Annotated in this window: 12 protein-coding genes, 1 tRNA gene and 1 pseudogene; 5 read left to right on the top strand and 9 right to left on the bottom strand. The window is 60.3% G+C overall.

Features of this window, described 5'->3' with window-relative positions:
• Positions 1 to 444 (bottom strand): annotated as a pseudogene (locus Y707_RS22225) (transposase); the annotation flags it as partial.
• Positions 445 to 732: 288 nt separating this feature from the next.
• A tRNA-Leu gene (locus Y707_RS0100525) sits at positions 733 to 817 on the bottom strand.
• Between the two features lie 159 nt (positions 818 to 976).
• On the opposite strand from Y707_RS0100525, the gene Y707_RS0100520 reads away from it, so the two are divergent.
• Both Y707_RS0100520 and Y707_RS0100515 read left to right on the top strand, forming a co-directional pair.
• Positions 977 to 2,281 (top strand): M20/M25/M40 family metallo-hydrolase, encoded by a 1,305-nt coding sequence (locus Y707_RS0100520; RefSeq protein ID WP_026533674.1) that lies wholly within the window; start codon positions 977 to 979, stop codon positions 2,279 to 2,281.
• Positions 2,282 to 2,288: 7 nt separating this feature from the next.
• Positions 2,289 to 3,443, top strand: a complete 1,155-nt coding sequence (locus tag Y707_RS0100515) for an acyl-CoA dehydrogenase family protein (protein ID WP_155852613.1) — start codon at positions 2,289 to 2,291, stop codon at positions 3,441 to 3,443.
• A 47-nt stretch (positions 3,444 to 3,490) separates the two neighbouring features.
• On the opposite strand, the gene Y707_RS32440 is transcribed toward Y707_RS0100515, so the two are convergent.
• Entirely contained in the window at positions 3,491 to 3,724 is a 234-nt protein-coding gene (locus Y707_RS32440; RefSeq protein WP_081744523.1) for a DUF5703 family protein, read from the bottom strand.
• 171 nt (positions 3,725 to 3,895) lie between these two features.
• Between Y707_RS32440 and Y707_RS22220 the strand changes: the two genes are divergently transcribed.
• Together Y707_RS22220 and Y707_RS0100505 are read left to right on the top strand one after the other, a co-directional pair.
• Positions 3,896 to 4,099, top strand: coding sequence for a helix-turn-helix domain-containing protein (locus Y707_RS22220; RefSeq protein ID WP_035779707.1), 204 nt, complete (start codon positions 3,896 to 3,898; stop codon positions 4,097 to 4,099).
• Positions 4,081 to 5,304, top strand: a complete 1,224-nt coding sequence (locus Y707_RS0100505; RefSeq protein WP_081744521.1) for a tyrosine-type recombinase/integrase — start codon at positions 4,081 to 4,083, stop codon at positions 5,302 to 5,304. Before Y707_RS22220 ends, Y707_RS0100505 begins: the two co-directional genes overlap by 19 nt.
• Before the next feature lie 1,325 nt (positions 5,305 to 6,629).
• Here the strand turns inward: Y707_RS0100505 and Y707_RS0100495 are convergent.
• Entirely contained in the window at positions 6,630 to 7,244 is a 615-nt protein-coding gene (locus tag Y707_RS0100495; RefSeq protein WP_026533670.1) for a hypothetical protein, read from the bottom strand.
• Positions 7,245 to 7,723: 479 nt separating this feature from the next.
• Positions 7,724 to 8,167 carry a hypothetical protein gene (locus Y707_RS28640; protein WP_051441486.1) on the bottom strand — a complete coding sequence of 148 codons (444 nt, stop codon included), beginning with the start codon at positions 8,165 to 8,167 and terminating at the stop codon, positions 7,724 to 7,726.
• A gap of 282 nt (positions 8,168 to 8,449) precedes the next feature.
• Here Y707_RS28640 and Y707_RS0100480 point away from each other — a divergent pair, with 282 nt between their 5' ends.
• Complete coding sequence (locus tag Y707_RS0100480) at positions 8,450 to 8,761, top strand: hypothetical protein (protein ID WP_026533669.1); 312 nt, start codon at positions 8,450 to 8,452, stop codon at positions 8,759 to 8,761.
• A 75-nt stretch (positions 8,762 to 8,836) separates the two neighbouring features.
• Here the strand turns inward: Y707_RS0100480 and Y707_RS0100475 are convergent, their stop codons facing one another.
• The 4 genes from Y707_RS0100475 to Y707_RS0100460 are packed head-to-tail and all read right to left on the bottom strand — an operon-like array spanning position 8,837 to position 11,300.
• On the bottom strand, positions 8,837 to 9,637 hold the full coding sequence (locus Y707_RS0100475; protein WP_026533668.1) for a DUF7007 domain-containing protein: 801 nt from the start codon (positions 9,635 to 9,637) through the stop codon (positions 8,837 to 8,839).
• The gene (locus Y707_RS0100470) at positions 9,634 to 9,954 is read right to left on the bottom strand and encodes a hypothetical protein (protein ID WP_026533667.1); all 321 of its coding nucleotides are present in this window, start codon (positions 9,952 to 9,954) and stop codon (positions 9,634 to 9,636) included. Before Y707_RS0100470 ends, Y707_RS0100475 begins: the two co-directional genes overlap by 4 nt.
• Before the next feature lie 57 nt (positions 9,955 to 10,011).
• Positions 10,012 to 10,425 carry a hypothetical protein gene (locus tag Y707_RS0100465; RefSeq protein ID WP_026533666.1) on the bottom strand — a complete coding sequence of 138 codons (414 nt, stop codon included), beginning with the start codon at positions 10,423 to 10,425 and terminating at the stop codon, positions 10,012 to 10,014.
• Positions 10,422 to 11,300, bottom strand: coding sequence for a hypothetical protein (locus Y707_RS0100460; protein WP_155852612.1), 879 nt, complete (start codon positions 11,298 to 11,300; stop codon positions 10,422 to 10,424). Before Y707_RS0100460 ends, Y707_RS0100465 begins: the two co-directional genes overlap by 4 nt.
• Positions 11,301 to 11,675: the final 375 nt, after the last annotated feature.

The following is an 11,675-nucleotide window of genomic DNA, read 5'->3' as shown; positions in this document are numbered from 1 at the left end:
AGGGCTTCTCTGCGGGCGGCGGTGGCGGACTGAGGCCAGGAGAGCCAGTTATAGAAACCGGACGTCGATACGGACAGCCACAGGCACATTTTCCAGACCGGACTCGTCCCGGCTGGGTCGTTTTTCCGGGAGTCGATGTATTCGTATTTGCTCACTACCGCTGCTCCCTCGCGAAGTAAGCGCTGGCTTTTTTAGGAACACCGTTTCAGCCCTCAGCTCCTGGTTTTCCCGCTCCAGCTCCTTCAACCGGGCCCGCTCCGACAGGCTCAGATCGGATTCGGTACCGCCGTTGGTTTCCCGGTGTTTGATCAGCCACCGGCGCAGGCTCTCTGCTCCGACGCCGTAGGACTTGGCGACGTCCGCTATTGGCTTGGATGTGTCGATAACTTCCCGGCACAGCTCATCCTTAAAATCCTGGCTGAACCGGCGACGTGCTGCAGACATACTCTTGATCTCGCTTTCAGTAACACCTCAGTTTAAGAGGCCCCACTGTCCGAAATCTCAAGGCTCACCAATTTCGCCCAGTGGATGGGTTGGTCCAGCGGACATAGTAAGCGGTCGCGCCGTTTTTGCGCTTCCGAGCACCGAGGTAGGCCACCATATCGATTACTATGCGCTCGGCTTCCCCACAGGGGTCGGATTTCGACCATCGCGTGCGCGAGATCGGCTCGCGCGTGAGTGGAGGGCATGAAAAAACCCCTAAAATCCTTGGATTCCAGGGGTTTTTCAGTGTGCGCGGAGGGGGACTTGAACCCCCACCCTCTATCCGAGGACTAGCACCTCAAGCTAGCGCGTCTGCCTATTCCGCCACCCGCGCGGGTAGTGTTTCGTGGGTTTGAAAACGACTTCAAACTCAAGAAAGCAGCGAGAAAAACCATACCATGGGCCACGCCGATGTCCTCAATCGGAAGAAGTGCGGACCGGAAACCTTGATGTGGATAGGGTGGTGGTATCTACGTCAAATGAGGAGTGAGTTGTGAGCACCGTCAGCCCCGAAGATGAAGTCACCCGCATCTGCCAGGAACTAATCCGCATTGATACTTCGAATTTCGGAGACGGCTCGGGGCCGGGGGAGCGGGCGGCGGCTGAATACACGGCCGCGCTGATCGAAGAAGTAGGTCTCCAGACTCAAATCCTGGAATCCGAGCCCGGCCGCGCTTCCGTAGTGGCACGGATGAGCGGAGAGGACCCATCCGCAGGCGCGCTCGTAGTCCATGGGCATCTCGACGTCGTTCCCGCCATGAAAGAGGATTGGTCACGCGATCCCTTTGGCGGCGAAGAGGCGGACGGCTTAATTTGGGGACGCGGCGCCGTCGATATGAAGGACATGGACGCGATGATCCTATCGGTGCTGCGCGACTTCGCACGCACCGGGCGTAAGCCAAAGCGGGATCTGATCTTTGCGTTCTTCGCCGACGAGGAAGCCGGCGGAAAGTATGGTGCTTCATGGCTCGTGGACAATCATCCCGAGCTGTTCGAGGGCGCAACCGAGGCGATCTCCGAAGTGGGAGGATTTTCGGCCCAAATCGGCGGTCAGCGCGCTTACCTGCTGCAGACAGCCGAAAAGGGGATCTCCTGGCTTCGGCTCACCGCTCACGGGCGTGCGGGGCATGGGTCGCAAATCAGTTCTGACAACGCAATTACCAAACTAGCCAGGGCCGTGGCCAAGGTGGGCGATTACCAGTGGCCGATTGAGCTGACGCCGACGACGCGGCAGTTCCTGGACAGCGTCACTGAGATGACCGGCGTCGAATTTGACCCTGATAATCCGGAAAAGATTTTGGCGGAACTGGGCACCGTCGCAAGGTTCGTTGGAGCGACGCTGCAGAACACGTCCAACCCTTCGGTGTTAAAGGGCGGCTACAAGCACAACGTCATTCCGGGCATGGCCGAAGCGCTCGTGGACGTCCGGACACTGCCCGGGCAGGAGCAGCAGGTACTGGAAATCGTGAAGGAACTGGCAGGCGATGGCGTGGACGTCACCTACGATCACAAGGACGTCTCCCTGGAGGTTCCATTCTCCGGGAACCTGGTGGATTCGATGGTTGACGCCCTGCAGGCCGAGGATCCGGGGGCCAAGGTGCTTCCGTACACCCTCTCCGGCGGTACGGACAATAAGTCACTAAGCAGGCTCGGCATTACCGGCTACGGCTTTGCGCCTCTACAGCTTCCGCCTGAGCTCGACTTCACTGGGATGTTCCATGGGGTCGACGAGCGAGTCCCCGTGGAGTCCTTGAAATTCGGCACCCGTGTGCTGGGCCGGCTGCTGAGCGACTACTGAGATGGGCATTGCCGTTGAAGAATTGCTGCCGGGAAGTTTGCTGGAGACTCTGCGCGGCCGTGCCAGCGGTTATGACGAGCGCAATGAGTTTTGTCATCAGGATCTAAGCGATCTCGCCGCGGCCGATTATCTGAGAATGTTCGTGCCGCTTGATGACGGTGGGCTTGGGTTCGGTCTCGAGAAGGTTGCGGCTGCCCAGCAGCGGCTTGCCTCGGCAGCTCCGGCAACGGCGCTCGCAGTAAACATGCACCTGGTCTGGACCGGCGTGGCCAGTTTATTGGAGGCCCGCGGGGACCGGACTCTGCACTATGTCCTGACGGAGGCGGCCGCGGGGGAGATCTTCGCGTTCGGCATATCGGAAGCGGCTAACGACTCCGTGCTGTTCGATTCCAATACGGTGGCAGAGCCCACCGGCGACGGCGGCTACAAGTACACCGGGACCAAGATCTTCACCAGCCTGTCTCCGGTCTGGACACGGTTGGGCGTTTTCGGCAAGGACTCGACAGTTCCCGAGGACCAACTGGTCTACGGCTTTGTGGACCGGGCATCGCAGGGTTACAAGATTAAGGATGACTGGAACACCCTGGGAATGCGGGCCAGCCAGTCCAATTCCACAGTCCTCGACGGCGTCGAAGTCCCCGAGGCGCGGATCTTCCGGAAGCTTCCGGTGGGACCAAATCCGGATCCGCTGATTTTCGCCATTTTCGCAACGTTCGAGACGCTGCTCGCGGCTGTTTATACCGGAATCGGCAGCCGCGCGGTCGACCTTGCCGTGGAAGCAGCGCATGGGCGGACTTCGGCCAAGCACCAGGGGCGCAGTTATGCGCTGGATCCGGATATCCGCTGGAGGGTGGCCGATGCCGTCATCGCCATGGATGGGATCTACCCACAGCTGGCGCAGACCGCCCGGGACGTGGACGATCTGATCGATCATGGGCCGCACTGGTTCCCCAGGCTCGTGGGACTCAAGGTGCGGGCCACCGAGACGGCACGGAACGTCGTCGACATTGCTATTCGTGTGTCAGGCGGACGGGGTTACTTCCGCGGCAGCGAATTGGAGCGGCTCTATCGGGATGTGCTGGCGGGGATGTATCACCCCTCGAACGATGAATCCGCCCACGGCACCGTGGCGAATGCCTGGCTGGGTCCGCTCGAGGAGTGACGAATGGCAGGGTTTGCTACCGGCGGATTGCCTAACGCGGGGACTGGCTATGCCGTCCGGGGCACACGGAGGATTTTCCGGCGGAGCCAGTACCTGCGGGCGCCGCCAATATAGATCACGCTGCGTTCCAGTTCCCACTTGCCGTATTCGGCATGCTCAGTCAGTCGCCGTCGTGCCTCCGGCAGCGACTCAACAGGGCTGACCGTTAAGACCAGGTACTCGAACTGGCGGGCGTAGTCGCGTTCCCGTTTCGATGAACTCTTCTGAAATTGTTCTCTTATCGTCGCTCACATCCCAGCATTTCCCATGCGTTCCCGGATCTTCCTCTGACTTGGGACTTTACCCAAAATCCGAGCCCGCCGCATCCCTCGGCATCCCGACGTGTCCCGTTGAAAGTGTGTAGTAACCGTGTAGCCAGCACCCGTCGGCAACTGCGCCGCATAGAGATCATCATGGCAAACACATTGGATACCCCTCAGAGACTACTGACCCCCGCCGAAGCGGCTGCGGTACTGAGCGTCAAAGAAAAGACACTGGCCAACTGGAGAAGCAACGGCCAGGGCCCGGATTTCATCAAGTTCTACGAGGGCGGACTGGTCCGCTACGAGGCGAAGGCTCTCGAGCTGTGGATCACTACATGCCGGAGGACCGCATAATGCCGCGTACAGCGCTCCCTCTTGGAACCTGGGGCAAGATCTCGGCCCGAAAGCAGCCCAGCGGTAAGTGGCGCGCACATGCACGCTTCCGGGCCTTTGATGGCAGGACTACTCCCGTCAACAGGTTCGGTGATACGAAGGGCAAAGCTGAGACGAAGCTCCGAGAGGAACTCCGTCGGCGGGTCTCCGAAATGGATGTCCTTTCCGGGGACACCTCAGTCACGGTTTTTGCGCAGCATTGGCTCGACAGCGTTGAAGAGGAGGCGCGAATCAGAGGCCAGTCCCTGGACCAGTACAAGTCGTATACCCGGCGCCTGGTCGTCCCGGCTTTGGGGGAACTCAAGATGCGCGAGGTGACAGTCCAGCATTGCGAAAAGTTCCTTCGTTCTCAGGTAGCTGATGGCAAGGGTTATAGCCGAGCGGCTATCTGCACCGTTGTGCTGGGAGGGATTATGCAGTATGGAGTGCGGCAGAGGGCCATACTGAGCAACCCAGTACGCGACGCAGCGAAGGTTCCTGCCAAGAAGCCCACGCCGGTCAGGGCGTTAACCGTTGACCAGGTTCACGCAGTTCGCGCTGCCGTGGCCGTATGGGTTCGGCGCAGAGGCAAAGCCGGACCCAAACCTTCACATAATTTGGTTGACCTTGTGGAGATAATGCTGGGCACAGGCCTCAGGATCGGCGAAGTGCTTGGTTTGCGTTGGGAGGACGTAGATCTGAAGGCGGCCATCCCAACCGTGTCCGTCGAGGGCACACTGGTCAAGAGGAGCGGGCACGCGCTCGAGCGTCAACCGTTCCCCAAGAGCGACGATTCTCGTCGCGCGGTAATTCTGCCTGGCTTCGTAGTGGACGTACTTATGGACAGGATGGTGGCCAGCCCATTAGAAAACCCCATAAACGCAGTATTCGTGAACCGCAAAGGAAGCTGGCTGGCACCATCGGGGATGAACAAGGACTTCCGCGATGCATTGGATCACGCAGGGCTGGAACGGTCATGGATTAAGCCACATGTACTGCGAAAGACTGTCGCCACCGTAGTTTCGAAGGCCGTCGACGACGAACATGCCAGCAGGCAGCTTGGTCACAGCAACGTGAAGGTGACCCGGAAGCACTACATCGAGAGAATTCACCTGGCCCCCGATGTGAGGGCTGCGTTGGATGTATTGGCGCCGTCAGGCCTCTCGAGTGGGTCGCCGCTGGACTGAACGACCTTCCCCGAAACGCCTAGGATTCATCAAATCGATCGAATAGGTCGGACCCCTACTGTTGCAATAACGGCAATGCCTCCCAAAGGTGCGCCGATGACGGTCCTGCCTCGATTCGCCGTGCGCATTGTGGCGCTCACGCGGCGATCAACCGGGTCTGGCGATAAACCGCCTAACGGTAGCCCATTTCCACGGGGTCGTCGCTGCCCATGGCGACCCCGAATAGCAACTGGCCCGGCGCTGCGAGGATGAAGGGACCATAGACCACCCGGCCACTCGGCTGGCGACCCGTAAGCCTCCCCGGTCGGCGGTCCGCCCGGCGCGGCTGCTATTGCTGGGGATAGGGCATTTGATGCCACCACTGTAACGGACTGAAGCAAGCGTGGGCTAACTATCTCACAACGGGTTCCCCGGCGTTCGCACACCAGGTGTGATCTGCCGTCCCCAGCCGCCAGTCACTCCTGCCCACCTCGTTGCCCGATCGCGAGACGGCGCTGATTCACGTCGATGACTTCCCCTATTCACCAGAGATCCGACAACGTCGTGGCCGCCACTCGCCGGAAGGGGTTCTGATCCGACAGCTACGACTATGAGGCGCTGTGGTGACACGTCGTCGAACCGTTGCTCCCATCAGCTACCGGAGCGTGCCGTACGGCACCGTTCGACCCCATCGCAGGGCAAGGCTGTACAGCCAGCGCTTCAACAATGCGCGGCAGATGCGGTGGTCATTGTCTAAGGAATGTTTTTGCACCGTGACGAGTGTTTATCGATGTGCCCTTCGATGAGACCGCACGGTGAATGGCTACCCGCAACGGCACTGATGCGAACCCAGAGCACCCATCCTTGCGACGTTACGTCGGCGGCCAGCGCATGTACTTCGTAACGGCAGGGCCATGCGTGCGAGCACACCTCGGCATCGAGAATGTCTGACCCCGAATTCCCGAGCGTCATTGACGCCGCTCAAAAATCAGCAGTCCGGTAACCGATTGGTTCCCAAGTCTCGACGTCCTCGTTACGCTCGAATGGGTAAGTCCGGTCCCGTAGGCTCATCGAGACCAAGTGCATACCTGACATTATGGCGCAGCAGCTCAAACACAGTGTTAGAACTCCCTGATCCGCCGCGCCGCTACCGACCGGCCACGTCGGCGGCTTCGCCGGCTCCATCCGGACGCCCTCCGGGTACTCGTCCGAGGAGCTCGGCGAGTTTGTTTAGGCCAGACACCCGGCGTTAACCTAGCGCCTCCGAGTGACAGCCTGACTCAGCAAAGGAACAATATTCTGGCAGCCATTGAATAAGCCTTGCGGTGATGATGGGCGAGGCCTGCCTATCCGAGGATGTCCATAAAAGCCCATCGACTCTGAAAATCTGCTGGCCTCTTCATTTTCCTCGTCCGGGCGATTAGATCAACAAGCGCCAGAAAACGATTTTTTGGCCCCGCTTCGTTAATTTGTTGATGCATCAGGGTTATCCGCGTTCGAATAAGATCGGCGGTCCAGATGAAATGATCCAGGCCATGATCCGATTCATATAGAGGCAGGGCGTCCTTCGCGAGTTGGTCCACCCGAAAGCCAGTGAGTCGCTCCCATTCGAAGTGGAGTTCCACACACAAGTGCCTCATTTGTGGCGCGATCTGGGAGTAGGAGTGCCGCGTGGTCTGCTTCGCCCAAGGGCTATGGCAGTGTTCTAGATCGGTGTACGGGCAATCCCTTAGATAGCAGAGCAGACTTGTCGGAATGGGAGGGCGGCTTACTGAATATTTCAGAGGTAATTGTGCTGTCAAAAAGGTGTCCATGTGGTCGCTCAGCTCGCGGCAAAAGGCCATTACATCTGCCCTGGCTTGCCACCACCTCGCTCGCTCGTTGCCAGCTGCGTTATACCCGGCAATGATGAGGGCCGCTATTGGCAAGATAACAGCTATCCAACCCGCTTGGTTCTCCACTATTCCCCGTTTCCCTATTCATTCTCGATCTCTTTAACCCCGATAAGACTTATTCCTGAGTCACTGACAATGTTCAACCTGAAGTCTCGCTGAACATTAGCTGAATCGAAAGAGGAAAGGGCGGCGTCCTACTGGCCGCCGTTCCCGGTCTACATCGTGCCGATATTGTCGCTCGCCTCTCCGGCGTCGACGTCCGCGCTGAGTCCGCCGCCGAGGACCTCGACGACGGCCCGCCCGGACATTTGCGCAGACAGCTTCGGAAATTTACGTGAGACGATGCGGGCTCTCAGCTGGCCTCAGACCATTCGGCGCGGTCTGACTTCTGCATCCTGGTGGCAGAGGCAGATGGTTCCCCTATCGCAGCTACTCGGACTCCATGCCGCTTCGTACAAACCGCGGTCTTGGATACGGCGACTGTGGCACACGTGAGCTGCGGGCCGCATGGACCTGAATAGTGCAGATAATGCGGGGGCGCCCTCCTACTTCGTATTATTGTGGTCTGCCAAATGTTGGTCAATGAGATCGCGAATCTCCAGCAATGTTTCCGGTGCGACGCCGTCGAGCTGGCGTGCGGCGAAGTTGCGGACATTGTTGGTGCGCATGGTTGCCAGCAGTTCCAGTTGCGCCTCAACCCGCGGCGGCAGGCTTTCGTCCTCGTCTAGGAGGTATTCCTCGTGCACTCCGAAGAAGCGGGCAAGGTTACGGAGCAGGGCCGCGTCGTTGCTGGCTGGCCGGGTTCCCGCGCGCATGTAATGCCAGCGTGCCCGCGAAATCGGCGTGCCGGCCTCTTTCATGGCATCACGTATGTCGTTGTAGGTGACTTTTTGGCCCTCTTCGGCCAGCGTCGTATCCAGCAGCAGGTTGAGTTTCCTCGCGAGAGAACCCCCTGCTGCACTGGTATGCGGCACGTCGTTGGATGTCATGGCGGTTACCTTCTTGAGCGTTGCGAAACGGAATGAATGAGGGCTGGGACCCCTGGTTCCCGTGGCGGCAATCAGCTGAACGGCAGCTTCTGCCCGGGTTACGGATAAAACATTACCACGATTAGACATGTCTAAGGCTTGTGCTTTAGTGTAAATTTCAATAGCCACGGGAAGCCGGTCGATTGGGGTTTCCAGGGGAGTGGCGACGATTGGATGCGGCCCTCAACGACGGTCCCGGCAAGGGTCTGCCGTGCAGAAACCTGTTCTGGGGAAGGAACCACTATGGCTGTTGTGGCCATCTATGAAACGACCATCAGTTGCGATGGGCTGGACGCCTCCTGCCCGGTGTCCTCGACGCTGATAACGGGTTTCGCGCCGGCTAAGTCGGTCCGCAAGGCGGTCCGTGCCGGGTGGCAGATCACCGATGAAGTTCTTTGTCCGGCCTGTGCCGGAAGTATTGTCCCGCTGCCTGCGCCCGCCCCCGTGGGTGTGCCGCAGGAAAGCGGTGCACAGCTCGTGAACCCGCGCCTATCCCTGGTAAGGCGTCCACGGAGGTCCGGTTCCAGCCGGCAGCTGGACCTGATGCCGGTGTAATCACCGGTTGCGAGCAAAAGGAAGCCGCCCCTGCGTGCACTGCAGGGGCGGCTTTTCTACGTTGTGGCCTGAAGACTAGACGCTGTCGCCGCCGCTCAGGAGCCGGTATTCGTTCTCTTTCGGGAATGCATACCGGTTTTTCCGGACGTAGTCCGTGTACTGCTCTTTGGGAACAAGGTACACCCGTTCCGTTCCGTTCGCCCCTTCCGCGCTGCCGGCGGAAACATCAAGGACAGTGGCTTCGACCATTCCGGGTTGCTTTTCGGAGTCGCGTCCCGAGCTCACCTTGAAGTGGGTTTCAGATTTCTCTGCCCAGTGATGGGAGATGACGGCGATGGCGAAGTCGCAATCCTCCTCGTAGAACCCGGACTGTGATCGCCACACCGGGGATACGTCTCCGTTGCGTTCGGGGGAAAGCTTGTAGCCTCCGTGCCCGGCAGTGAAGACGGCATCAATTCCCACTGCCATGTTCTTCACGTCCTGGGCCTTGCCCCACGGGGTGCGGCTGCCCTCGTGCAGGTTGTTGAATCCCCAGCGGTGGGCGTTATCACGCAGTGCCTTTGCCGCGGCTTTGGCCTCATCCATGGTGGGTGCGGTCCCGCGTCCGATCCGGTTGGGCCGTTCAGACCGGAAGTCCACTGCTTCGTAAGAGACGTCCTCGGCACGGACGTCGGTGGTGGCTCGGAGGATGATCATTCCAGTGCTGGTGCTGATCGTCTCGGAGTGGTCGTCCTCCCATGCGCATTCCCAGTCGGTGCCGTCGGCGTCGCGGTAGTGGGTGAGGGAAGGATCGAGGCTCAGGCTTGGCTCCGCATGTGCTGCCGTGGCGAACTGTCCTCCGGAGGGGATGCCCTTGGGGTGGCGTTCGATGGTCATCGCTTCTCCTGGAGCCTGGTCTGCAGATCGTGGATCCAGCGGTTCACGTCCTTCGTGTTGGTTTCCGGCATTTTGCTTCCCGGGCGCTTGCGCAGGAAGTCCAGGACTGGCGTCTTGCGCCGACGCAGCGCTGAAGGGTCGGGCCGGTTTGCTTCGACTTCGGCGTGGACTGCTGCAGCTGTTGCTGCGGTCGCCTCCTGCGTGGTCTGTTCCTGGCTGGGGGAGACGAGGGAGAGGGCTGGCTCGGCGTGGGCGGTTGCGGAGAACTGGCCGCCGCTGCTGACGCCCCGGGATACGCGGTTCTGGTTTACGGTCATGCCTGTCTGTGTGCGGCTAATCAGTTTTGTGACTGGCAGAGGGTTTCGTTGGCCGTGTCACGGACCCGCGTCGGCGGCATCCCGGTCCCCGTGCAGGTAGCTGTCCCAGTCGCCGTCGAAGGTCTCCTCCTGCATTGGGTCGTCTCCGGCGCTGGTGTGCTGGAGGGTGAGGGTGGCTCCGTTGGCCATGGTGACGGTGACTTTCGGCTGCTCGGTCCAGATCTCATCCATCGGACCCGGCTGCGGCACGTCGTCGGTTCCGGTGTGAAGGGTCTCCGCGCCGAGGGTGATGGAGGACGGTTCCTCGACGCCTTCGGGCCAGGAACTCATCGGGTGCGGGTAGTTGGCGTCGGGGTGCGGGTGACGTCCCTGTGGGCCGGTCAGTGCCGTTCCCGGTTCGGCATGGGTTCCGGTGGTGAACCGTCCGCCTGCGGGGGTGCCTTTCGGAGCGCGGGTCTGGATGTTGCTCATGCGTTGTCTCCTCCGTTTTTGATCCAGCCGGAAAGCATGTCGAGACGCCGGCGGCGTTGCGGGGTGATGTGCTCGCCCGGGTCGGCGGAGCGCAGTTCGCTCTGAAGCTTCTCGGTGTCGGCGTAGCCGTGAATGCTCAGGCTGAGCAGGGCCGGAGAATTCGGGTTAGCTCCGAGCCGGCCGGCCACGGCCATGGCGGCCGCGTCGGAGAGTTCGCGCTCGCCTCGCCGGTTGGCTATTTCGATTTCGAGGTCATCGTCGTCCATGCGCATGGCGGCGCCGCGGGAGGCGTAGAAGTTCGCCACCGATGTTGATGCGTCGACGCGTTCGTGGATCAGCCGGCCAAGGTTCTCCGAGCCGAAGGTGCCGTGGTCGGACTCGTTGTGCAGCTGGACAATCTTTGAGTTGTTCCAGGCGGCGTCCGCGGCCGCTCCTTTGGTGAGAGGTCCGTCCGTCGTCATCGGCACATTGAACTCGAGCTCGACCTGGGACCAGTCGTCGTCGCTCTGGCCCATCTCGGCGTCGTAGCGTTCGACCATAAATTTTTCGATCAACAGCATGTTGTCTTCGAGCCACTCGTCACGGCCGGCCTCGTCGGTGCCCAGGTCCGCGGGAGTGATGAGGTGATGGAAGTCGATGGTCTTGACCGGGCTGATCCAGTAGCCGTCACCGTCGTCGAAGCGGCGGATGTTCATCCGCTCGATAACCTCGCCGTCGGCCAGCTCGGTGAAGTCGTCCCCTTCACCGGGGGAGAGGATGATGGGCTGGCTCGAACGGTCCTCCAAGGCCACCTGTGATTCGGCATGGGCGGAGGGTGCGAATTGCCCGCCGGCAGGAGTGCCCTGCTGGACGCGGCTGGGATGTGAGGAGCTCATGCCCGTTTGTGTGCGGCTCCGGCCGGAAGCGGCGAAGCTGCCGCCAGCCAACCGACTCCACGTCTCTGACGGCTGGGCTGAACCGGTGTCATAAGCAGGTGGGAGGTGGCCACCCCTGTCCACCCCCTGTCCACTAAGGGGGGTGGGCACCAAGTTCCTTGCAAATAAAGGGAAGGAGGCCCCTTACTTACTTCTGTCCACTATGTCCACCCTTATTAATACTCATACAGGTAAGACACCGGTATATAGTTCCCTCCGGTATTTCATCTATATATACCTCTTCCTTATATAGGGACCTGTTCCCCGCGTGGACAGGGTGGACAGTACCCTTTTTTGACCAACAATGTGCCTCTGACGTGGGACGATACCCCGGAA

Source organism: Arthrobacter sp. H14 (assembly GCF_000520495.1).
GTDB lineage: Bacteria > Actinomycetota > Actinomycetes > Actinomycetales > Micrococcaceae > Arthrobacter_C.
Note: the sequence above shows the minus strand (reverse complement) of the source record. Positions and strands in the feature narration are given on the sequence as shown.